The organism is Fibrobacter sp. UWB4 (assembly GCF_002210345.1).
Classification (GTDB): domain Bacteria; phylum Fibrobacterota; class Fibrobacteria; order Fibrobacterales; family Fibrobacteraceae; genus Fibrobacter.
Map to the genome: position 1 here is coordinate 1,142,711 of NZ_MWQI01000001.1, position 23,030 is coordinate 1,165,740.

Below are 23,030 nucleotides of genomic sequence, written 5' to 3' on the forward strand. Positions count from 1 at the left end.
TATTAGTTAATAGTTACTAGTGAATTTCATCTTAATACTTTCTAGTAACTAGTAACTTAGAACTATTAACTAGATTTTCTACTTCAGCTTAAAAGCAACATTCCCGTCTTCGTCTTGCGAGACAACAAGGTACTGGCTGCCGCCTTCGAAGTCGAGAATTGTTTCAGTATAGATCATATGAACATCTTCTTCGCCGCAGCCTTTTACATCTTTTTCAAAGACATTCGGTTCGCCTTGTTTGGCTAAAGTATTATACACTCTGTTGGGTGTGCTATAAGTAGCACAAACCTTCCCTATACTCGCAAGCAACTTGCCATTCCACTTGTCAAAACGCACACGAACCTTAAATTTCCCGACCCAGTCTTCTTCGACAACCTTGCTCTTTTCGCCCGGTTCAATCGCATCGCGAATCCACGGCTGCACAGACGTTCCGTCTTCCGAAATAATATCAAGCCCAAGAATCGTAACATCAGTCTTGTTTTCGACCTGGAGCCTGGTCGTCGTATCAATAAACAAGTGACTCATGCAAGCCGTCAAAGAAAAAGCAACCAGACAAAGGAATAAACGCAAATACTTCATTAGTGACCTCCCTGAGTTGCATCCACTTTTTCGTAGCGAATTCCCTTCGCCTCGATAACCTTATTGCCTTGAGCATCCACAGTCGGGGTATTCACATTTTGCTGTTCAGACTGAACCTTCAAGAATTTTTTCAAGTCATATCTGCGGTCAGTCGTCTGCATCGGAGCTTCTTGAGCCGCACCGCGTCCAAAGAAACTGTTACCGATCTTACCCAAGCTAATCTTGATTTCGGCAAGGAATGTTCCCTTGGCATGGAACATATTCTCGTAATCAAACGCAGCATTGTAACCCAGGCGAACGAAGAACAAATCTACAGCACCACCCCAAAGCAAGTCCCTCGCGCCAGCACGTTCATGGCGGCGAATGCAAGAGGCTTCAATTGCCCCCAGACGAGCCGAACCCAAGTAATATTTCAATGTTGCAGAACGGAAACCATTATCCGGGAAATCAAATGACACTTCGGAATACAAAATTTGTTTATAAAGATTTTGTTCCCAATTCAAACGAACAAAGTTATCATCATCGCCATTCGTCTTGCGTCGGTATATCGTAGCATTCAAGTTCGGCAAAAAAGTCTTGAAACCGCTCGTTGCCCCACCGTAAAGAGACCGCGATTCCAAATCAAGCGAGAGACGAATCGTCTGGAACGTATTGCGATAGAAGCTTGCCTGTACGCTCACGTTCTTGTAACGCGCATGAGCCCAGTAAAACAGCAAGGAATCCGACTCGTTCGGATAAACTTTGCGGCTTGCAAGTTCAAGATTCTGGTGCTGCAAACCCAAGGCAAATGTTGCGTCGTATGCGGAATTCGTATAAGAAAAGCCCCAGGTGAGCGCCGAAGAAATGTGCGCAAAATCGCCGTAATGCGGAAAGAAGAAAAAGTCCTGCGAATCCCAGCCCGTACGGTCAAACCACGTGAGGAATCCCAAATGATTCGTAGAATCCAGCACCCAACTACCAAAAATGCCATAATGGTGCCTAAAAGCAAAACCGTCATGCACACCGTACTTGCTTTTTAAAGGCAACTGTCCAGACGAAGGCGTGTAAGTATAACCAATATCGATAAAACCACCTCGCCCGCCGCGCATCACAAGACCGATATCGCGGAGTTGACGGTCACGCATCACAAGGCCACCCTGAGTCAAAGCTTCAGCAGGAATCGGGTCAGCAAAGGCAACACCAGCCGCCATCGCAAGCATGAGAAAAATTTTATTCACACCAAATTTCATGGATGATAATATAGTAAAGGAAATATGAGTGGGTTAGTAAACAGTAGGAAGTAGGAAGTAGGAAGAAAGCGTCATCCTCGAAGCGAAGCGTAGGGGATCCATACAGTTCGAACCGCGATTAAAACGTTCTTTTTACATTCCTGTCTACTGCCTACCGTCCACTGTCTACTGCGGCTTCGCCGCTAGAACTGGAAATAAAGGAACGGGTTGTAGCTCTGGGTAAAGAGCGCAAGCGTTGCCAAAATAAACAAGCCAAGCGCAATGAGAGACTTTTTGAACGAGACATCAATGCACCAGTCATAGCTGCGGTACTTCCAGAACGAAAGCAAGCCAGCCAGCAACATGAACACAATGCACGTCGGCGTGAAAATTTCAGCAGACAAAATCACGTCGGAAGCAGCCGTAGCACCAAGCCCAACCATATTCTTCCACATGCGGACGGCATCGCCAATAGAATCGGCGCGGAAGAGCACCCAGCCAAAGAGCACAATCACCTGCGTCAAAAGGATTTGCACCACGCGAGGAGCCTTGTAGTACCAAGCGTTCTTGTTGTTTGCACGTTCAACAATCATGAAGAACGCGTGATAAAGGCCCCAGCACACGAACGTCCAGTTCGCACCGTGCCAAACGCCACTCACGAACATCACGAGGAAAAGGTTGAAGTACATGCGACCCGTCGGCACGCGGTTTCCGCCCAGCGGGATGTACAGGTAATCGCGGAACCAGCTCGTGAGCGAAATATGCCAGCGCTTCCAGAAGTCCGTAATGCTGACTGAGCGGTACGGGCCGTTGAAGTTGCGCGGGAAATGGAACCCGAGCATAAGGCCAAGACCAATCGCCATATTAGAATAGGCCGAGAAGTCAAAGTAAATCTGGAACATGTACGCAAGCGAACCCCACCAGCTGTTGATGACGCCCGGAGCATCGGCCGCAAAAACGCGGTCTGCGATAATGCCCACCTGGTTTGCAAGGAAGATCTTTTCGGTAAAGCCAAAGCAGAAAAACAGGATGCCACGCACAAAATTTTCAAGCGTATGCGTACGGGTTTCAAGTTCTTCGGCGACCGTATTGTAACGCACAATCGGGCCAGCCACAAGCTGCGGGAAAAGCGCCACGTAGCATGCGAACGTTGCAAAGTTCTTGACCGGAGGAGCAGAACCGCGATAAACGTCAATCGCGTAACTCATGGACTGGAACGAGTAGAACGAAATGCCCACCGGCAAAAGAACCGTCATAATCGAGAACGGCTCACAGCCGAGCATGGTCGCAAAATCGTTCACGATCCCCATGCCGAACATGTAATACTTGAAGAACCCGAGCGCCCCGAGATTCACCGCAATTGCAGTCCACAGGGCAACCTTTCGCTGCAAGGAACTTGCATTCGGCGCCGAGATGAACCGCCCAGCCACGTACACGACAAGCGTACAGCCGAACATGAGGAACACGAGCCACGGTTCGAGCCAGCCGTAAAAAACGTAACTGAAGATGGTAATGAACAAGTTCAGGAACGAATGCTTAGCCCCGAGCTTGAAGAGAACAAAGTAGCCAACCAAGAACGTCGGCAAGAAGTAGAAAAGGAAAATCTGGGAAGAGAATACCATGGATTAGTAGGAAGTAGGAAGTAGGAAGTAGACAGTAGGCAGTGAGGTATGGGGTATGGGCTCGGTCGCCTTCGGCTCCCTTTGGGCTATATCGCATTTGCACAAAGGCTCGTAGAGCCGACCTCAAAGCGGAGCGACCTCATAGGAGCTTTAGCTCCGTGCCCATAACTCAATGACCTTTTTTCATTCATTCACTTCAATTGCCAAATAGCGCGGGGATTCGTCGTCAAAGTATTCGTCTTCGACTGCACCGTCCCAGTTGCCCTCGAGCGGGATGAGCTTGAGCGTGTGCTTCGCCTTAGCCTTGAATTCACCGACGTTGCCCTTGGACTTGTCGGCCATCTTGTCCTTGACCTTGCCACGGGCGATGAGCGGATTATAGACGCCCACGAGAACGTCCTTGGCATCAAGCTTGCCCGAAACCACCTTTTGGACCTTGTACTTAAATACATAGACATAGCTATATAAGTCATTGCTCGGCATTTTTCCCGGAATTTCGGTCAAACGCCCTTCAATGGTGATCGGGTCGGCGGCGAACACGAATGCAGCCGCAAGAATCAGCGAGAGAAAAATCTTTTTAATCATAATTACAAATTAGAAAATTTTATGGCGAGAGATTAGAGCGAGGCTGGTCTTTGGCCATTGGTCATTAGTCAATTGTCATTAGTTATTAGTGAAAGGCAAATAGGATTACGGAGATATTTTTCGCATACTCGCCAAAATTTTCACATTATTTTGAACATAAAATGAACCAAACAGCAAATTTTAGCTCAAAAATCTTCAATTTTTACTTTACATCAATTTACCAAATTCAAACTTTTAACAAAAATCGTTAATTTTTACATTTTTTAGACTTTAAAAATTAAAATTTTCACCAAAAATTTCAAAAATTTTCACAAAAGTCGGCTTTTACCTCTTGCCACCCTCAAAAATTACTCCTATATTTCAGCCCATCTAAATTTTCATCTATTCTTTAAAAGACAGGATAAATTATGGCAAATAAGACCTTAAGTGGTGCCGAAGTGATTATCGAATGCCTCAAGCGTGAAGGCGTTGATACAATTTTCGGCTATCCCGGTGGATCGGCCATTCCGATGTTCGATGCCATCCTCGACTCCAGCATCAAAGTTGTGCTCAGCCGTCATGAACAGGGCGCAACCCACATGGCTGACGGTTATGCCCGCCAGACCGGTAAGGTCGGTGTAGCTCTTGTCACTAGCGGTCCGGGTGCAACGAACACGTTTACAGGTATTTATACAGCTCTCATGGATTCTAGCCCGATTGTCGTGCTCACAGCACAGACGACGACTCCGAACTTGGGCAAGGACGCCTTCCAGGAATGCGATACAAGCGGTATGACTTTTGCAACCGTGAAGCATTCTTACTTGGTGAAGGACACGAACGACCTCCCGCGCGTGATGAAGGAAGCGTTCCACATCGCACGTTCTGGCCGTCCGGGTCCGGTGCTTATCGACCTTCCGAAGGACGTGACTGCAGGCCCCTGCACCGCTCCGTTCACGGACCAGATGGACCTTCCGGGTTACAAGATCCCGACCTACGCTTCTACCGAAAGCGTTGAAAAGGCCGCAGAATACCTCAAGAATTCCAAGAAGCCGCTTTTACTCGTGGGCCACGGTGCCATGATTTCTGGCGCACACCGCCAGGTGAAGGAACTCGCCGAAAAGCTCGGCGCTCCGGTTTGCTGCACGATGCTTGGCCTCGGCGCATTCCCGACCGATCACGAACTTTCGCTCGGCATGCTCGGCATGCACGGCACGATTTACGCCAACAAGGCTGTTCTCGAATGCGACCTCATTCTCTCTATCGGTAGCCGTTGGGACGACCGCATTACCGGTAAGCTCAGCGAATTCTGCAAGAACGCCGTGAAGATGCACATCGACATCGACCCTGCCGAAGAAGGCAAGGTTTTGCAGCCGGATGTGTTCATGTGCGGTGACGCCAAGCTCGTCTTGGAACAGCTCCTCCCGATGGTGAACAAGCTCGATACCGCCGACTGGATCAAGACTTGCCAGACTTGGAAGAAGCGCTACCCGCTTACTTACGCCAAGCAGGGCGGCCTCCGTATGCAGCACATCGTTGCTACCGTGAGCGAACTTACGCAGGGCAAGGCAATCGTCACGACGGACGTGGGCCAGCACCAGATGTGGGTTGCACAGTTCTTCCACATCAACTATCCGCGTCAGCTCCACTCCAGCGGTGGCGCAGGCACGATGGGCTTTGGCTTCCCGGCTGCTATCGGTGCCGCATTCGGCAACGAAACCGGTTGGCCGGTTTGCAGCTTCAGCGGTGACGGTGGTTTCCAGATGACCGAAGCAGAACTTGCAACGGCCGCCATCCACAAGCTCCCCATCAAGATTTTCGTGATGGACAACAAGTACCTCGGCATGGTGCGCCAGTGGCAGGAACTCTTCTATGACCACCGCTATTCCAGCGTGGACATGAGAGGCAACCCGGACTTCGTGAAGCTCGCCGAAGCTTATGGCATCCCGGGTCTCCGTATCAAGCGCCCGGCAGACGCCGAACGCGTGATCCAGAAGGCTTTGGACTACAACGACGGCCCGATTCTCATCCACTGCGAATGCGAAAAGGAAGACAACGTGTTCCCGATGATTCCGGCAGGCGCTCCGATCACTAGCATGATCACCGAACAGCCGAAGACGCAGCTCGAAAAACCCACCGGATCGACGTAATAGGAGAATTTGAAAATGAAAGATATTGCACATTCTATTAGCTTGTTAGTGGCAAACCGCCCGGGCGTGCTCGTGCGTATTGCACTCGTGTTCTCCCGCCGTGGCTACAACATCGATTCTCTCGTCGTCTCCCCCACGCTCGACCCGAACTTCAGCCGCATGAACATCATCGCTCACGGCAATCCCGAAATCTTGATGCAGATCATCAAGCAGCTCGAAAAGCTCGTGGACGTGGTTCAGGCCAAGGACCATACCGGTACGGACGCCGTGGAAAAGGAACTCGCACTCATCAAGGTTCGTTGCACTGCAGAACAGCGCACCGAAATCTTGCAGCTTTGCGACCATTTCCACGCCAACACGGTGGATATGACGATGACTTCCATGATTATCCAGATTACGGGCAACAGCACGAAGGTCGATACCCTCAAGAGCTTGTTGCAGAAGTTCGAAATCGTAGAATACATCCGCACGGGCAAGGTCATCATGCTCCGCGGCGAAGACAAGACGTAGTCACTAGTCATTAGTCACTAGTCTTTAGAATAATAGCTGTAATGCCGGCCTTCGGGTCGGCATTTGTTGTTTATGGAACTACGGTGGCCTATATGCAACGCATGCAACAAAATCATACAAGCCCCAAGATTAAAACAAGCTAAAAGTGGTCTATATACTCCAAAACAAACTATATTAAGGTAGAGTGTTAAGGTTGAAGGAGATTTCTATGAAAATCGAGAAGAAGAAAATCATCAATAGTTCACGTTTGTCCAGCACCACTAAAGCTGGAATCGCATCAATGCTCGGCATGTCCGCCGTCTTGATGAGCGGCTGCCTAGGCGAAGCCGAAAGCGGTCAAGTTGTCGGCCCTATTGAGCCGGACAACAACAACCCGAACAGCAGCGACGATTCCGAAGGCCCAGAAATTGCATCCAGCTCCTCTGTAGCCGATATTCCGCTGAGCCACGAACACCTCAGTAGCGAAGCGGTCGAAGCGCTTTCTTCTTCGGCCATGGATACGCCGAACAGCTCGTCCGAGAACCTCGCCAGCTCTTCTTCAGAAGCCCCCACCAGCTCAGCAGAAGAAGTCCTCAGCAGTTCTTCCGAAAATTCCAGCAGTTCTTTTGTGGAAAAGCCACTCAGCTCATCAAGTGACTCAGTCGTCCCTCCATGGCCAAGAGAAAAAACATGCGAAACGGTAGACTCCACAGGAATCCACGTCATTATGTGCCATGACGATGATCGCGGCATGATGGCAAGCATGGTTTCCACATACGAAATGCTTGACTTGTCCTAATTGAATTTTGTAGTCTGGGATAATTATGAAGATCGAGAAGAAAAAAGTCGTTAAAAGCTCAAAATTGAGCAATTTTGCTAAAAGCGCGGTCGCAGCCGCACTCGGAATCGCAGCATCCATCGGGACAACAGCCTGCGATGACAGCATATCCGCCATCGGCGGCGACAAAAAGCAAGAACCCGAACCGACATGCGGTGAAGTCGAATGCGGAAGCGAGTTCAGCAGCTCTAGCTACACCGACATTTCTTCAAGCGGCGAGCACCTCAGCAGCGAAGCCATTGAAGCACTTTCGTCTGCCAAACAGCCCAAAAGCAGTTCTTCAATAATCTCGGCAGGCATCCCTCACACTTATTCGTCATCGTCCGTCAAACAACCTAGCAGTTCGTCTTACGAGCCGCCCCTACAAGCGGGCATCCTCCCGCCGTACGAAGATTCTTCTTCAAGCGAAACGCCATCAAGCTCGTCCGAGGAAAAGTCTAGTAGCAGCGAAGCCGATATCCCAGATCCACGGATTATACCTGTCATAGACACGCTCAGCCCCCGCATCCACCTCTGCGAAGATCCAAACGATCCACGCTGCCTTATCGAAAGCATGGTGACGACATTCGAACAAGATGACATCCAAGCATGAATTTAGTCCTTTGCCTTACAGAACAGTGTAATTTACGTTGTACCTACTGCTATTACAAGGAATCGCAAGCGGACCGCAAAACGGTCATGGACGATGCAACCCTCGAGCAGGCCATCAAAATTGCCCTCGACCGCACGATATTCTTTAAGCAGTCGTACTTGAACATCACGTTCTTTGGGGGGGAGCCGCTTTTGCGAAGAGATGCTATTTATAAAGGTGTCGAATTCGCAAAGGCGGTTGTCGATGATGCGATGGATAGTGGCAAAATTTCCAAGAACTTCAGGTTGCAATTTGCGGTCAACACGAACGGTACGCTTTTTGACGATGAATTCTTTGATTTTTGCGAAAAGGAACATTTCCGCATTTATCTTTCCCTCGACGGGCCAGAAAAACATCACGACATCGCCCGACGCACTGTAAGCGGAACCGGAAGTTTCAAGGCAATCGAAAAGCACATTCCCCGATTTGCAAAACTCGGCGCAGTCGCATTGAGCACTGTTACACGCGCTCACGTCAGCACAATTTTCGAAAGTGTCAAATGGCTTCACGAACAAGGTTTCCAGAGCCTCACGACGAGCGTCGATTTTGACGGCAAATGGACAAGCGAAGATTTCGACAAGCTCGCCTTGCAATACCAGAAAATGGCTGAGTACTGGAGAGCATGCCGCGAGAAAGGCGACAAGTTCTTCCTTGGTACAATCCACGACAAAATAAAGATAACGCTCATAAATTCGCGATACAGATTGTATTCTTGCCATGTGTATAATGGCGCAATCGGCGTCGCGACAAACGGAAATATGTTCCCCTGCACGCGATTTATAACATCAAACCCAAACACCCATTACGTGCAGGGGAATGTATTCACAGGCTTTGACGAAAAAGCATGTGAAGAGATTCGTCAGTTCCTAGACAGCGACAAGAAAGAATGCGAAGGGTGCGACATCCGCTACCGCTGTTGCGCCCACGAATGCGCATGCACCAGCTTCTACACGACAGGAACAATTGAAGGCGTATCGCCCGAAGTGTGCACACACGAAAGAATGCTCGCAGATATTTGCGATACGCTGCTAGAGAAGATGGCACAAAACTAAAAGCAAACGCCCATCCCGGACTTAAATCGGGATGACAGCGCCAAAAGGGGGAACGGGACTCAGGGTGATGACAAAGAAGGATATCATCCTGGGTCCCTAATTATTTTAGCGAACTGAAATTTTACGGGAATAGACCTGCGAACGGCTCCTGGCCTTGACAATGTAAATTCCACTTTGGCCGCGTGTTTTCCAGAAGAAATCCTTGCCCGAAGCATTCGCTACGACATGACCGTTCAAGTCAAAGATTTCCCAACAAGCATCCACTGGAACAGACATCAGCACAGCGCCGTCCAGATGAGCAACCTTAATGCCCGCCGAATTTGCAAGACGGCGCTTGACAGCTTCAATCGAAGTTCTAGAAAGCGAAGAAGAATCCCCAACAGTAGCCGCCTTCGGATTATCAATTGCATCGACGACATTCACAAAAGCACCGCTCATCATTGACGTTCCAAACCAGGCAAGGAACTGGTCAAAATACATTTCATTGTGAAGCGTATCTTCGAGCGCTCCAGATTCATCCCTAGATTTTCCGAAGAAATCGCCTCCTTCATAGAACTTGCCCATTTCTTCACTGAATGCAATGCGGTCTTCTTTCTCGCCCACAGCCATTGCTGCTGTCGCCCACATGCCAATCGTCAAATGGCTATGTTCACTGCGGTAACGCCAAGTCGTCTTATCCTTGGAATTATTGAAATCAAACCACTTGTCATCAGCAGGCAACAGTTCGCCGGCATTTTCAATCTGGTAGAAGTTTGCCGCCTTAGCGCCACCCTTCGAATTGATAAACGTCAAGGCATTCTTGAGGAACGCCTTTGCGCGTTCTTCGTCAAACCAGATAGCGTCAATAGCGACACGCCACAAAATGCGAATGGCATCCTTGAAAAAGGCGCGGCTTTCAAAATAGGCATTGTAGCCAAGCCCCGCAGAACCAACCCAGCCACCTTCTGGAGTCATCCAATCCGGCACCATGCCCATGCTATAGCCCGGACTTTTAGAAATAATTTCATAGGACTTATCTACGACTGTATTCCAACGGTCTCCATTCGAATCAAACTTGGCAAAAATTTTGTACCAAGCCGGAGAGAAATAGCCCGGATTCACAAAACTATAGCCACCCCAGCCAGCGCCCGGAGCCAAAATTCCATCACTTGTAACCTGCTTGGAACTCCACATGCAATCAAGAATTTTCTGTGCATGCGTCTTATAGTCGGAGCCAAGCTTTGCCGAAGTGTAAGGTTGCCACTTGCCCGCAGAAACAAGCTTATCGGCAAAAATCAAGGTCAGAGCGACATCTTCTTCGGCATCGGAGGCAGCCCCCGTACCCGAAATTTTTCCTTCAGGATTCATTTGCCAGTTGTAATAGCAGCCGCCCCACATCGAAGAATTCGCTTCTTCCCAGATTTTATTAAACGAAGCCTGATCATTGGCATAAAGCGAGACAAGCATGCCATAACCGACACCTTCGCTCACGGCATCGCCCGGAGTTTCGCTTTTTGGACGGTGAATAAGCCCGGCACCTGCACTATACGGCTGGATATTTCGACGGATCAGCCCTTGCCAGGTACTATCGAGAGCCTTGTTCCAATAGGCTTCATCGACCTTTGGCTGCGCATTAGGCAAATCAAGGACTGCAAATGAAGTGGTGAATGCTGCCGCCATACAGAACGGCACAATACGAGAAATAAACATAAAACCTCCACACACCAATCAAATCCATTATATATTTAGAAATTCGGTAAAAAAAATGCAAGTAAAAAAAGCGAATCAACATTCCCCTTTACCATTCATTTAGCTTTTATCACACAAAAAAACGCCAAATAAACCCTTTATCATAAATTTTTCAAATAAGCATCATCCAAATGTACGCTTTGTTATATTTACGTTAGATGAAAACATTATTATCAATCCTATTACTTTGCGTCACGGCATTCTCTGCAAATCCAAAAATGCACGATACCGTTTTTGTGGAACAAATTGTCCGCGATACCGTTTACATTCCGATAAAACAAAAAACGGATACCATTTTCATAAAAAATGATATTCCCCAAGGCGTCACGCAAAAGAAATGTTGCGCACCGACAGAAGAGAACCCGCTCGGTCAAGATACAACAAAATATCTTCGCAACGACACAAACTATGCCCACCATTCCGTTTATCTTCATTTCGACATCATTTCGTTATTCCTGCTCGTGGGAGATTCTACACTGACTTCTGTTGGCGGGAACCTAGAAATTTCACCAAGCCGTAAAAATTCGCTTATGGTAAATTTCCGATACAGCAAGAAAATGCCTACCATTTCTGGAGACATGTTCAACGACATATACGAAGGATACATAGCACAGTACGACATTGGCTTTGGCTATCGACATTACTTCAGGTCTTCAAAATACAGCAGCTACATTGACGTCGGCGGAAACATTCTCATCCGCAAGCACGACTACGACAACACATGGGATGGAAAGAATTTAATCAACGAAAGGCCGCACAGCAGGCACGAAACAGCTTATTCATTCGCGCCCTACCTCCACCACGGTCACATCTTTAGAGGAAACATAAACGTATTCGGCATCGAATATGGACTCGCCTATAATTTTTCAGACAAAGAGTTGTTAAAAAAACAAATGACGTATATCACAGGCGGCGTCCAACTTGACTTTAGATTAAACTTTGGCGTGGGGATTTTCTAATGAAGTTCAATCGTATTGGTTTGATTTTTGCAGTATTTTTTGCAATTGCAATTAGTCCCGCATTGGGAGTGACCGACACGGTCTATGTCCAAAAAAGAATTACGGATACGCTCTATGTAGTATCTCCGCCGGACACGGTCTACATCCAGGAATCAAGCGTTCAGGCGCAATCAGCACCGGTAACGTACGAAAATACGGCCAAGCCAGCAAAGAACGAATTCATCACGGATTACAGCACGGACACCATTCCGCCGACAAACAAATTTTACATCGGTGGCGTAACGGCATTCACTTTAATTTCATTATGGTTCGGTGTGCCCATGTTTGATCTTGATTATGAAATAGAGAACTCGTTCAGAGGCTCGCTTGTATTTAATTTATCAGGAATATTCGAATTTTACGAATACTCATTACATCACGAAGATCCAACCTGGGAAGGATTTAGAAGCATCATCAGTCCAGGAGTCGGGTACCGCCAATACATGCTTACATTTATAACAAGCAAAGTCAACCCCAAAAAACTTCCCATAAAATTCAGAAACACCCCGTTAAACAGTCTTTCACTTTACCTTCAAGCCATGGCAAGCCCATCATTCAAACTCGCCTACGATAAGGCTTACAAAAAAGACGATTTTAAAAGCGGAAGCTTCGATGCTGGTTTTGCCGCTAGCGCCTCCTTTGGCACTGTATGGAATTTAAACAACATTCTCTGGGAATTTGGTTTTACATCAGGCTACCAATATTGGAGTGACAAGTCACGCAAATACCTCACCAAAGATCTAAACACGGGGAAAACCAAATACCGCTATCTCAATGGATGGTGCGCCAAGGGCTTTTTCATAGGAACCGACTTCAAGATTGGATTCTAACATGCGTAACACAATCATTTTTATTCTCGTCATCATCGCCTGCGCATTTTCCCAAGACCGAATCATAGATACGGTCTACACGGACTCGCACAAGGTAACATACGTTATTGACACGGCCAAGGCAACTTCACAACGCACGGAACTTAGCGCAGCATCCACGCCACAACAAGAAGCTCTCCCGCAACAAGAGGAAGTTGCAGACACATTCGGATTAAGCGCCCCACCCAACAATTCAAACAGAGTGACGCTTCTTTTGGTCGCACAAAGTTTAAGTTTTTCTTTAAGCTATGAACATTTATTCGCCGACTTCTGGAGTTTTGCTTTGCGATTCGGTTATGACGGATTCAACAGCAAGGACATTCGCGAGAACACAGACGCCGAAGGGACTATCCAAACATTCGCCATGCCGATAGCCCTGAGATGGCATTGGGGTCGCCGAAACATCGGCAGTTATAGCTACGTAGGCACCACAAGCGAAAACCACCACAAAAACAATCGTCAAGTAGAAGGTTTTATCCAGGCACAAATTGCCCCGATCTTATATAATGTCGATCTGCATCGAGACTCCAGTTCTTACAAACCGCAACTCGACCTAAATGAAAAAGAGTATGCGCTTTATTACACTCTTGGTTTTGGCTTCAATTACTGCTACGAACATTTCATTTTCAGCGTAGAAATGAACATCGGGACTTTTATGCAAAAGCCCAAATTCCAAGAGAACACACAAATTTACAAAAACAGATATGGCACAAGACTTTTGGACAAGACCATCGCCGAAAGCAGTCTTGCTATCGGCTGGATGTTCTAAGCGTTTTTAGAATCCCAGAACGGCTTCGGAGATTTCATTCGCTTCGTCAGAGCCGTCATCAGCACGGTCGGCATTGAACTCGCCCCAGCCCTCGCTCGTGCCGCAACCAACACCCACATCCATCGTAGACCACTTGAATACCGCATAAACGCGTTCAAAGCGTTCCAGGATTTCAGTCAAGATATCCTCGGGAGGTTCGTTTTCAACGATGAATGTGCCATCAATCGCGTACAGTTCAGATTGCGGTAGTTCCTCGAAACGGCATTCATATTCATCAGTCATGTATTCTTCAACAGAATACCACTCGCCAGAATCGATACTAGGCAATTCAGCCTCTGGAAAATGCTCCATAAACTGATTCCACAAAGCATCCAGATCCTCTTGAACACCTATGAAACGAACTAAGATTCTGCAATCCATACAACCTCCGTTTGGATTTTAATTTAGAAACATTTCAAGGGATGTAGTCCTCCCCCTCCTCTTAAGAATATAATTTATTTTTCTTTTGAAGAGAGCAAAAGACAAGAAACCCCGGCCAAAGACACGCAAAAGCGAATTTTGGCCGGGGTAAATATTATTTCAATCGTCCAACAACTTGCTTAGCGCTAGCCATGGCGCGAACCACAAGCGAAGCACCGTTAGCACAGTCACCGACTGCGTAAATGTTACGTGCAGGGTCTGGGATGATTGCCGTACGCGGCGTGAGTTTCAATCCCAAGTCGTTCACGAGGCCTTCAGCCGGAACGCCTGTGAAGCCCATGGCGAGCACGACCAAATCAGCTTCGATGATTTCCGTGGAATTCGGAACTTCATTCGGCTTGAGCGGCTTGCCGAGCGGAGACATATCCCATTCGACACGGACAGCTTCGACACCAGCCACGTGACCGTCCTTGACAATAAACTGCTTGGACGAAACATTCCAGCGACGTTCGCCGCCTTCGTGGTGTGCGTAGCTTGTGCGCAGCAAGTACGGCCAATCCGGCCACGGCGTAGAGGGTGAACGAGTCTCAGGCGGCTTCGGCATGAATTCCACCTGGAGAACGCTCTTGCATCCTTCACGGATTGCTTTACCCACGCAGTCGTTACCCGTATCGCCACCGCCAATGATCAAGACTTTTTTGCCCTTGGCATTGTACTTTTCCGGATCATTGCAATCAGGCATTTCGGCACCGTGCAAGTAATCGAGAGCGAGGTAAATGCCTTCGGCTTCGCGGCCCGGGATTTTCAAGTCGCGGGCGTTCGGCGTACCAATGGCGAGGAATGTGTAATCGAAATTGCGGTGGATGTATTCAGCAGAAATATCCTTGCCGATTTCAGTATTGCAAACAAACTTGATGCCAGCAGCTTCGAGAAGAGCTACGCGGCGATCAATCACCTGCTTTTCAAGCTTCCAGTTCGGAATGCCGTAACGCAGAAGTCCACCCGGCTTTTCGTGCTTTTCATAAACGGTCACGGCAAAGCCTTTTCGACGGAGCGCTTCGGCGGCAAACAAGCCCGCAGGGCCAGCGCCAATCACGGCGGCGGTCTTTCCGTTCGGTTCAGCCGTCGGGAGGCTCACCCAGCCTTCTTCGAAGGCTGTTTCGATCATGAACTTTTCGACCTGACGGACCATCACAGCATCGTCATTCAAGTTACGTGTGCAGCAAGATTCGCAAAGAGCCGGACAAACGCGTCCCGTGAATTCCGGGAAGAAAGCCGTCTTGCTAATGATATCGTAACCTTTGTGAATGTCGCCTGCGGCAACCGCTTCGTTAAATTCAGGAACGAGGTTTCCGAGCGGGCAACCTGCGCCATGGCAGAAAGGCACACCGCAATTCGAGCAGCGGCCGGCCTGAGCCACAATTTCAACGGCAGTCAGCGGGCGTTCAACTTCTTTTACGTCCTTGACACGTTCATCAACCGGACGGTAAACATCTTGTATTCTCTGTACTGTTTCCATTATATCCTCCGTACCGGTTTACTTCTGAGTGTGCATAGCTAAAGCGTGACGGTATTCAACCGGGAATACCTTTACAAATTTCGGACGGGCATCGTTCCAGTCTTCGAGAATGCGCTTGCCCTTTGCAGAACCAGTAGCTTCGACGTGCTGCTTGATGATGTCGAGGAGTTCCTTTTCGCTTTCCGTTCCCGGAAGCACACTTTCGAGGTCCACAGAATCCACGTTGCAGCTCAAGTCAAAGTGACCCGTTTCGTCGTAGACGTAAGCGAGACCACCCGTCATACCGGCAGCGAAGTTCACGCCCACGCGACCGAGCACGACCACGCGACCACCCGTCATGTATTCGCAACCATGGTCACCCACGCCTTCAGAAACGAGAAGCATACCGGAGTTACGGATACCGAAGCGTTCGCCAGCGAGACCGTTGATGAACACCTTACCGCTTGTACCACCGTAACCGATGACGTTACCAGCGATGACGTTGTCTTCGGCCTTGAACGTTGCGTTGTGCGGCGGGCGAACGATAATCTTACCACCGCTGAGTCCCTTAGCCATAAAGTCGTTGACTTCACCTTCAAGGTCAAGCGTAACACCCGGAGCGAGGAATGCACCGAAGCTCTGGCCGGCAACACCCTGCAAATGAATCTTGATCGTATCTTCCGGGAGACCCTTTGCACCGTAGAAGTCATCCACGTAGCCGGAGGTTTCAGTACCGACCGTGCGGTCCGTGTTGTGGATCATGGCGCAAAGTTCCACCGACTTGCCTTCCTTGAAGGAATCCTGCACGAACGGGAGAATTTCGCGGCGGTCAAAGTTGACGAGTTCTTCGGGTTCATAATTTTCATCGAAGGACTTGCAACCTTCAACAGTCTGGAAGACCTTGCTAAAGTCGAGGTGCTTTGCCTTGTAGAATTCAATAGCGTGGTTTACATCGAGCAAGTCGCTACGGCCGCAGGCTTCATGGAGGCTCTTGAGACCGAGGCTTGCGAGGATTTCACGGACTTCGTCGGCAATGAAGAACAAGAAGTTCTTGACGTATTCCGGCTTGCCCTTGAAGTGCTTGCGGAGTTCCGGATCCTGCGTGGCAAGGCCCATCGGGCACTGGTTCGTATGGCAGCGGCGGTCCATAATGCAACCGAGCGATACGAGCAAGTTCGTGGCAAAGCCAAATTCTTCGGCACCGAGGAGAGCGCCAATCACGACGTCACGACCGGTCTTGAGCTGACCATCGACCTGGAGCTTCACGCGACCACGGAGGTTGTTCAAGACGAGAGTCTGTTCAGCTTCAGCAATACCAAGTTCCCACGGAAGTCCCGCATGCTTAATGGAAGTGAGCGGAGATGCGCCCGTACCGCCATCGTGACCAGAGATGAGAACGACGTTTGCGTGAGCCTTGGCAACACCGGCAGCAATCGTACCGACACCGACTTCAGACACGAGCTTCACAGAAACACGAGCCTTCGGGTTGGAGTTGTGCAAGTCGTAAATGAGCTGAGCCAAGTCTTCGATGGAGTAAATATCGTGGTGCGGCGGCGGAGAAATGAGCGACACGTTCGGGATGGAGTGACGCACGCGAGCCACAAATTCGTTCACCTTACGAGCAGGGAGCTGACCACCTTCACCCGGCTTTGCACCCTGAGCCATCTTGATCTGCAAATCCTTAGCGTGACGGAGATAGTCGATCGTCACACCGAAACGACCAGAAGCGATCTGGCGAATAGCAGAGCTGCGGATTTCACCGTTCGGCCCCGGAGTATTGCGATCCGGGTCTTCACCACCTTCACCGCAGTTGCTCATGGCACCCACGCTGTTCATGGCGATAGCGATTGTTTCGTGAGCTTCCGGGCTCAAGGAGCCAAGGCTCATAGCGCCAGCGACAAAGTGCTTGACGATGCTTTCACGAGATTCGACTTCGGAAATGTCAATCGGAGTCGTTTCCTTGAACTTGAAAAGGCCGCGGAGCGTTGCTAGGCGTTCGGACTGATCGTCAATGAGCTTGGAGTAAGCCTTGAACTTTTCGTAATCGCCCATCTGCACGGCCTGGCGGAATGCAGCGATGGACTGCGGAGTCCACAAGTGGCGTTCGCCTTCGCTGCGATAGCGGTACTGACCGCCTTCCTTGAGGACGCTGCTAGCATCGGCAAGAGCGATATGGCAACGAGCGTCGATTTCCTGAGCGATTTCCTTGAGACCGATACCTTCGATGCGGCTTGCAGTACCCGGGAGGTACTTGTCGATAAATTCGCGGTTGAGACCGACGGCTTCGAAAATTTGAGCGCTGCGGTAGCTGCGGAGCGTAGAGATACCCATCTTGGACATGATCTTCAAGAGGCCCTTGTCCACAGCCTTGATGTAGTTGGCCGCTGCCGTGACCGGGTCCACATCGAGTTCGCCGGTATGGCACATGTTCGTAATGCTTTCGAGAGCGAGGTACGGGTTGATGACCGTTGCACCATAGCCGAGCAAAAGGGCAAAATGCATGACTTCGCGAACTTCACCAGACTGCACAATCAAACCGATTTCAGGACGGACACCAGCTTCGACGAGCGAACGGTTCACGCAAGCGGTTGCCAAAAGCGACGGCATCGGGACATAGCCCCAATCCACATTCTTGTCGGAAAGGACGATGATGTTGAAGCCGTCCTGCACAGCGCGGATAGCGTCGCCAGCGAGCTTCTGCAAAGCTTCTTCGAGAACTTCGCCATTGCCGCCAATCGGGAACTGCATCTTAAGGACTTTAGCCTTGAAGCTCTTGTCACCAATGTTTTCAAAACGGCGGATTTCGTCTTCGGTTACAACCGGACGCGGAATCTTGATGAGGTGAGCCTGTTCCGGAGTTTCTTCGAGAATGTTGCCGTGGTTACCGATGTAGGTCGTAAGGCTCATCACGAGTTCTTCACGAATCGGGTCAATCGGCGGGTTCGTCACCTGTGCGAACAGCTGCTTGAAGTAGTTGAACAGCGGCTGCGGCTTGTCAGAAAGCACGGCGAGAGCGGCGTCGTTACCCATGGAGCCGAGCGGTTCTGCACCAGTCTTTGCCATCGGCTGCAAAATCACGCTCAAGTCTTCGGCAGAGTAGCCAAAGCGCTTCTGCTGGATAAGCAAATCAGCCGGGACATCAGACGGATTGATTTCGCTGAAGAGGCCACGAACGCTCATCTTGTTTTCGGCAACCCAGCGGCGGTACGGCTTGCTGCGGGCGACGAGAGCCTTCATTTCCGCATTCTTCAAGATGCGGTGGTTTTCAATATCGAGGTAAATGATTTCACCCGGTTTTAAACGACCCTTTTCTTCAACCTGGTCGTCGTCGATGTCGAGCACACCCGTTTCGGATGCCATGACAAACAAACCGTCTTTACATAAAGTGTAACGTGCCGGACGGAGACCGTTGCGGTCCAAAATGGCACCTGCGTTCACGCCGTCGGAGAATGCGACGGCTGCCGGACCATCCCACGGTTCCATCAACATGGATTCGTATTCGAAGAAACCACGCACATCGCGGCCGAGGTAATGCTTTGCACCCCAAGCCTGCGGCATCATCATGAGCATCGCGTGCGGGAGGCTACGGCCTGCGGCCACCAAAAGTTCAAACATGTTGTCGAGGCTAGCGGAGTCGCTCTGGCCTGCGGCAATCAGCGGCAAGCACTTCTGCAAATCTTCGCCAATGCGGTCGCTCTTGAGGTACGGTTCACGAGCCTTGAGGCTGTTCAAGTTTCCGCGGAGCGTATTGATTTCGCCGTTGTGAGCGAGGTAGCGGAACGGATGGGCCAAAGGCCAGGTCGGGAACGTGTTGGTCGAATAACGCTGGTGGACAAGCGCAATAGCACTTTCGAAATCGTTATCCTTCAAATCCTTGTAGAAACCTTCGATCTGCGTTGCAAGCAAAAGGCCCTTATAGACAATCGTCTTGGAGCTGCAAGAGCAGATGTAGAGGTTTTTGACAGACTTTTCGATCAAGCGGCGGAGCACAAACAGCTTGATTTCGAATGCTTCGTTCGATTCGAACTTTGAGCCGTCAAAAATGTACTGACGGATGTGCGGAAGCGTTTCGCGAGCCGTGTGACCGATGGCGGACGGATCCACCGGAACTTCACGAATCTTGACGACCGGAGCACCTTCAGCTGCGGCAAGCTTTTCAATTTCAGCATCAGCAGAATCGGCAGCCACCGTATTTTCGACAAAGACCATCGCCACGCCGTAACGGTTCGGAAGATCATTGTAGATCTTGTGGAAGAACTTGTGCGGCATCGAAAGCAGAAGGCCGGCACCATCACCCGTTTCCGGGTCGCCACCCGTTGCACCACGATGGAGGAGGCGCTTTAATACGGTGATACCCTGGACAACAATCTGGTGAGAAGCGATATTATTTATATTGGCGACCAAGCCGACGCCGCAGGCGTCATGTTCGTTGGCTGGATCGTAAAGAGCTTGTGCTTGCATAGAAATCCTTTTTAGTTTTTGCGCCCTATATGCAAAAACTGTGCCAACTCGCTACAAAATGCGTAAACCCCGCTTCAATTCATGAAAAAGCGGTTAAAAATGTAAAAGAAGGAATTTTATGTAGAAAATAACGCAAGATCGCCGCCGCCTAGATTTACAATTTCTGAAATTAAATTTCGAATTTTTACAAAATACGTAAATCCAAATTTGAGCCATTCGCTCTTGTTAGACTTCTTTGAAAATTGCGTAATATCTTTTCGAATTATTTATTTTCCAATTTCATCTTTTCTGTCTAAAAATGCATTTTTTAAGTATCGCTGGTGTTTTCAGGTCTATTTTTACATTTCTAGCTAAAAGATTATCGTATATAAATACTGTTTTTTCGCAAAAAACGCCTTCAGAATCATAAAGTATCGAAAATTTAAGTTTTATAACAGATTTGTAGACAAAAATTGGAAAATGAACGCTGATTAAAAATTTTAAATTTGGCGCCATGATTAATTTTATTAAGTCTATTTACTCCGGTTTGTGCATTGGACTCGGCGGAACGGTTTACCTTTCTTGCGACAATAAGATCCTCGGGTCGTTCTTGTTCGGCCTCGGACTTTTTACGATTTTGAATTTCGGCTTCAACCTTTTTACAGGCAAGGTCGGCTATTTCGTCAATAACAAGATTAATTACTGGGGCTTTTTGGGAACAGTCTGGCTCGGGAATTTTGTCGGAACTTTCGTTTTCGCAAAGTTGATGGCGGCGACTCGCTATGGTGCGGCACTTCAAGCGAAAGCAAATGCTCTTTGCGTCATCAAGGACGGTGATGGCTTTGCAAGTTTGCTTGTGCTCGGGATTTTCTGCGGGATGCTCATGTTCATCGCCGCGGACGGCTACAAGACCGTTGAAAATCAGGTCGGTAAAGTATTTATCGTGTTTCTCCCGGTAATGGTCTTTATCTTGAGTGGTTTCGAGCACTGCATTGCAGACATGTTCTACTTCTCGCTTGCAGGCGATTTTTCAATGACCATGCTCAAGGCTCTTGTCGCAATTACAATAGGCAATTCCATTGGCGGCGGACTCATCCCGCTCATGCAAAAGCTGAACGCCAAGTCCGCGAAAGCATAAATTACCTCACGGCATCAAATTATAGGCTAAAACATCACCCTATAAGGAATTTGTTTGTCAAAGCGGCGGCCTTTCAAATCGAAATAGCCATTGTGAACCGGGACATCAATCTTGCGGGCCACACGATTGGAACCAGGAATCGCAACTGAGCTTGTATCCGCCTTGCCAAATTTGATGTTCCCGACAAGCGTTTCGCTACCGAGACCTTCAGCGGTCAGGTAAAAATCCTGTACGCCTTTGAGTTTAGGCAAGTTCGAACATTTCACGTCATTCCACTTGGAATCGCCAGCGGCAGGCAATTCGCACTTGGAAATCACATCACCTTTTTTGCTTTCGGTGCGAAGCGATAGTGTGCCGCCAGCGCTATTTTTCACCTGGACACTCACGCCAACATCTACGATAGAGTCGGTAATCACGTTTTCAAAAATGGCATAGCCGCCGTCCTTAATCGCAAATTCATCCTTATCGGTGAGGCGTACACGAATGCCATTGTCAAAGCCATTCGCCGGAATCGTATCGCGGATGATGCGCAAAAAGTCGAGACGGTCGAGTTCTGCGTAATGCTTGCCCTTCGTGATTTCAATGAAGTTCGAACCGCGTTTGAGCTTTGTCGGGATGTACACGACGGATTTTTCCGGGAAATCGCTCCATGCGCCGGTCAGCGGCAGTTCAACTTCACGAGTTTTGCCATTGATGTCCACGAAATGCGAACTGCCGTTTGCGCCATCTTCGGTCCAGTTGTTGTCGTAACGGTAACGGATAAGGTAATCGCCCGCCTGCGGGATAATCATCGGCAAACGAATCTTGCTATCGTCATAATTGATGTAAGCACAAAATTCTCCGTTCGAAGCCTTGGAACTGCTAGAAATATCGACATGCGTGAGGATGCCGTGTTCCGCTTCGGCGCTCAGATAACGCCCCATAAATGGCTGACCAAGTTCCGGCCAGTTGTCGTCCGTCCACACGATATCGCGCACTTGTATGTAAGAATTGCCACCGTCATTTTTATCGTAATAATGGTTCACAAAACGCTGACGGTTCACGTCTTCGAAAGCTTCTCCGCCCGCAGGCCCGTAATAGCGACCATAGCGACTCAGAAGAATCGTGCCACCGCCATCCAGGAGCGCCTTGCCCGAACGGTCTACATAGCCGCCGTTAATGCGGTTGGAACGCCCGACGGTCGTCTTGTAAGAATTGTTTTCAAGATCCGCGCCCTTCTTGCAGCAATTGTCCCAAGCGGTAAAGAGGAAGTACTTGCCGTTGTGTTCAATGAGGCTTGCGCCTTCGACACCTGCCCCACCGCGGTTGGCAATGTTCTGCATTTTAGCGCCGTCTTTCACCTTGCCCGTTTTTTCGTCCAGTTCGAGAATGTGAATGCCCGTACCCCAGGAGCCAAAAGCCATCCAGACTTTTCCATCGAGGTCCTTGAGCACCGCCGCGTCAATGGCGTTGTACGAATCGCTCTTAACCGTGTGAATCACCTCACCCTGGTCCGTCCATCCGTATCCAGGCTTTGTCGGGTCGATTTCCTTACTTGACATGAATCCCATGCCCGACGAGCGGATGCCCATCTCGGAACCGCAATAGTACATGCGGTATTCACCGCCGATGTAATGAATATCCGGCGCCCAGATGTCAATCATGTTCGGAGCGTATTTGTAAAGCCACTTCGAGAACTCGGGCATGGCGGGGTCGCCATTTTTCCAGTTCAAAGCATCCTCGGAGAACTGCATGAGCATGTGGTTATCCGTCGTCGCAAGCGCGTAGCCATCTTCATAGCGGATAATGTCCGGGTCATGGCCTGCCCAGCGGGTTTCCTTGGCAAACCAATCGGCAGCAAACGAAATCTCAAGCGAGAGGCCCGCAAAAACGAACGCAAAGGTGCAAATTCTGGAAAAACGAATCATACGACTCCTTCATCCACACACCAGCATACACTACATAATCTAAATATTCAAAAGCCCTTTTGAAACAAATTTATTGGAAAAATTCCATTACAGTCATACAAAAAAAAACAGCACCATCGTAAACGAAAGTGCT

18 protein-coding genes are annotated in these 23,030 nt (G+C 49.1%); 9 read left to right on the plus strand and 9 right to left on the minus strand.

All coding sequences use genetic code 11. The features are described 5' to 3' along the window. Positions 1–78 precede the first annotated feature (78 nt). From B7990_RS04820 to B7990_RS04835, 4 genes are all read right to left on the minus strand, one after another. Positions 79–525, minus strand: coding sequence for a hypothetical protein (locus tag B7990_RS04820; protein ID WP_254917324.1), 447 nt, complete (start codon positions 523–525; stop codon positions 79–81). A 53-nt stretch (positions 526–578) separates the two neighbouring features. Then, the gene (locus tag B7990_RS04825) at positions 579–1,796 is read right to left on the minus strand and encodes a hypothetical protein (protein ID WP_254917325.1); all 1,218 of its coding nucleotides are present in this window, start codon (positions 1,794–1,796) and stop codon (positions 579–581) included. A 194-nt stretch (positions 1,797–1,990) separates the two neighbouring features. Then, positions 1,991–3,409 (minus strand): MBOAT family protein, encoded by a 1,419-nt coding sequence (locus tag B7990_RS04830; RefSeq protein WP_088639864.1) that lies wholly within the window; start codon positions 3,407–3,409, stop codon positions 1,991–1,993. Between the two features lie 183 nt (positions 3,410–3,592). Further along, on the minus strand, positions 3,593–3,994 hold the full coding sequence (locus tag B7990_RS04835) for a hypothetical protein (RefSeq protein ID WP_088639865.1): 402 nt from the start codon (positions 3,992–3,994) through the stop codon (positions 3,593–3,595). Positions 3,995–4,401: 407 nt separating this feature from the next. On the opposite strand from B7990_RS04835, the gene ilvB reads away from it, so the two are divergent. From ilvB to B7990_RS04860, 5 genes are all read left to right on the plus strand, one after another. After that, positions 4,402–6,120: a biosynthetic-type acetolactate synthase large subunit gene (gene ilvB, locus B7990_RS04840; protein WP_014547308.1), complete on the plus strand. Its 1,719-nt coding sequence runs from the start codon at positions 4,402–4,404 to the stop codon at positions 6,118–6,120. A gap of 15 nt (positions 6,121–6,135) precedes the next feature. Next, positions 6,136–6,630 carry an acetolactate synthase small subunit gene (gene ilvN / locus B7990_RS04845; protein WP_088629071.1) on the plus strand — a complete coding sequence of 165 codons (495 nt, stop codon included), beginning with the start codon at positions 6,136–6,138 and terminating at the stop codon, positions 6,628–6,630. A 208-nt stretch (positions 6,631–6,838) separates the two neighbouring features. Further along, the gene (locus B7990_RS04850; RefSeq protein ID WP_088639866.1) at positions 6,839–7,408 is read left to right on the plus strand and encodes a hypothetical protein; all 570 of its coding nucleotides are present in this window, start codon (positions 6,839–6,841) and stop codon (positions 7,406–7,408) included. Between the two features lie 25 nt (positions 7,409–7,433). Beyond that, positions 7,434–8,039, plus strand: a complete 606-nt coding sequence (locus tag B7990_RS04855) for a hypothetical protein (protein WP_088639867.1) — start codon at positions 7,434–7,436, stop codon at positions 8,037–8,039. Then, positions 8,036–9,130, plus strand: a complete 1,095-nt coding sequence (locus B7990_RS04860; RefSeq protein WP_088639868.1) for a radical SAM protein — start codon at positions 8,036–8,038, stop codon at positions 9,128–9,130. The genes B7990_RS04855 and B7990_RS04860 overlap by 4 nt, the downstream gene beginning before the upstream one ends. 105 nt (positions 9,131–9,235) lie before the next feature. On the opposite strand, the gene B7990_RS04865 is transcribed toward B7990_RS04860, so the two are convergent. Further along, positions 9,236–10,819: a glycosyl hydrolase family 8 gene (locus B7990_RS04865; protein ID WP_088639869.1), complete on the minus strand. Its 1,584-nt coding sequence runs from the start codon at positions 10,817–10,819 to the stop codon at positions 9,236–9,238. A 197-nt stretch (positions 10,820–11,016) separates the two neighbouring features. On the opposite strand from B7990_RS04865, the gene B7990_RS04870 reads away from it, so the two are divergent. From B7990_RS04870 to B7990_RS04880, 3 genes are read left to right on the plus strand one after another with little or no spacing between them, the layout of a single operon-like run. After that, entirely contained in the window at positions 11,017–11,817 is an 801-nt protein-coding gene (locus B7990_RS04870) for a hypothetical protein (RefSeq protein WP_141099213.1), read from the plus strand. After that, positions 11,817–12,686 (plus strand): hypothetical protein, encoded by an 870-nt coding sequence (locus tag B7990_RS04875; protein ID WP_088639871.1) that lies wholly within the window; start codon positions 11,817–11,819, stop codon positions 12,684–12,686. Before B7990_RS04870 ends, B7990_RS04875 begins: the two co-directional genes overlap by 1 nt. Position 12,687: 1 nt before the next feature. Continuing rightward, complete coding sequence (locus tag B7990_RS04880; RefSeq protein ID WP_088639872.1) at positions 12,688–13,494, plus strand: hypothetical protein; 807 nt, start codon at positions 12,688–12,690, stop codon at positions 13,492–13,494. 6 nt (positions 13,495–13,500) lie between these two features. Here the strand turns inward: B7990_RS04880 and B7990_RS04885 are convergent, their stop codons facing one another. The 3 genes from B7990_RS04885 to gltB all read right to left on the minus strand — a co-directional run bounded on the left by B7990_RS04885 (position 13,501) and on the right by gltB (position 19,873). Next, entirely contained in the window at positions 13,501–13,914 is a 414-nt protein-coding gene (locus B7990_RS04885; RefSeq protein WP_088639873.1) for a hypothetical protein, read from the minus strand. Positions 13,915–14,068: 154 nt separating this feature from the next. Continuing rightward, positions 14,069–15,433 (minus strand): glutamate synthase subunit beta, encoded by a 1,365-nt coding sequence (locus B7990_RS04890; RefSeq protein WP_088639874.1) that lies wholly within the window; start codon positions 15,431–15,433, stop codon positions 14,069–14,071. Positions 15,434–15,451: 18 nt separating this feature from the next. Next, the gene (gene gltB / locus B7990_RS04895) at positions 15,452–19,873 is read right to left on the minus strand and encodes a glutamate synthase large subunit (RefSeq protein WP_088639875.1); all 4,422 of its coding nucleotides are present in this window, start codon (positions 19,871–19,873) and stop codon (positions 15,452–15,454) included. A gap of 493 nt (positions 19,874–20,366) precedes the next feature. On the opposite strand from gltB, the gene B7990_RS04905 reads away from it, so the two are divergent. Further along, a complete protein-coding gene (locus B7990_RS04905; RefSeq protein WP_088639877.1) occupies positions 20,367–20,990 on the plus strand; it encodes a formate/nitrite transporter family protein in 624 nt (207 codons plus the stop codon). Positions 20,991–21,016: 26 nt separating this feature from the next. Here B7990_RS04905 and B7990_RS04910 read toward each other — a convergent pair whose 3' ends face one another. Further along, complete coding sequence (locus tag B7990_RS04910) at positions 21,017–22,897, minus strand: family 43 glycosylhydrolase (RefSeq protein WP_254917326.1); 1,881 nt, start codon at positions 22,895–22,897, stop codon at positions 21,017–21,019. Positions 22,898–23,030: the final 133 nt, after the last annotated feature.

Coding starts and splice junctions, on each gene's coding strand:
- B7990_RS04820 (WP_254917324.1), bottom strand. CDS start 525: ATGAGTCACTTGTTTATTGATACGACGACCAGGCTCCAGGTCGAAAAC.
- B7990_RS04830 (WP_088639864.1), bottom strand. CDS start 3,409: ATGGTATTCTCTTCCCAGATTTTCCTTTTCTACTTCTTGCCGACGTTC.
- B7990_RS04835 (WP_088639865.1), bottom strand. CDS start 3,994: ATGATTAAAAAGATTTTTCTCTCGCTGATTCTTGCGGCTGCATTCGTG.
- ilvB (WP_014547308.1), top strand. CDS start 4,402: ATGGCAAATAAGACCTTAAGTGGTGCCGAAGTGATTATCGAATGCCTC.
- ilvN (WP_088629071.1), top strand. CDS start 6,136: ATGAAAGATATTGCACATTCTATTAGCTTGTTAGTGGCAAACCGCCCG.
- B7990_RS04850 (WP_088639866.1), top strand. CDS start 6,839: ATGAAAATCGAGAAGAAGAAAATCATCAATAGTTCACGTTTGTCCAGC.
- B7990_RS04855 (WP_088639867.1), top strand. CDS start 7,434: ATGAAGATCGAGAAGAAAAAAGTCGTTAAAAGCTCAAAATTGAGCAAT.
- B7990_RS04860 (WP_088639868.1), top strand. CDS start 8,036: ATGAATTTAGTCCTTTGCCTTACAGAACAGTGTAATTTACGTTGTACC.
- B7990_RS04865 (WP_088639869.1), bottom strand. CDS start 10,819: ATGTTTATTTCTCGTATTGTGCCGTTCTGTATGGCGGCAGCATTCACC.
- B7990_RS04870 (WP_141099213.1), top strand. CDS start 11,017: ATGAAAACATTATTATCAATCCTATTACTTTGCGTCACGGCATTCTCT.
- B7990_RS04875 (WP_088639871.1), top strand. CDS start 11,817: ATGAAGTTCAATCGTATTGGTTTGATTTTTGCAGTATTTTTTGCAATT.
- B7990_RS04880 (WP_088639872.1), top strand. CDS start 12,688: ATGCGTAACACAATCATTTTTATTCTCGTCATCATCGCCTGCGCATTT.
- B7990_RS04885 (WP_088639873.1), bottom strand. CDS start 13,914: ATGGATTGCAGAATCTTAGTTCGTTTCATAGGTGTTCAAGAGGATCTG.
- B7990_RS04890 (WP_088639874.1), bottom strand. CDS start 15,433: ATGGAAACAGTACAGAGAATACAAGATGTTTACCGTCCGGTTGATGAA.
- gltB (WP_088639875.1), bottom strand. CDS start 19,873: ATGCAAGCACAAGCTCTTTACGATCCAGCCAACGAACATGACGCCTGC.
- B7990_RS04905 (WP_088639877.1), top strand. CDS start 20,367: ATGATTAATTTTATTAAGTCTATTTACTCCGGTTTGTGCATTGGACTC.
- B7990_RS04910 (WP_254917326.1), bottom strand. CDS start 22,897: ATGATTCGTTTTTCCAGAATTTGCACCTTTGCGTTCGTTTTTGCGGGC.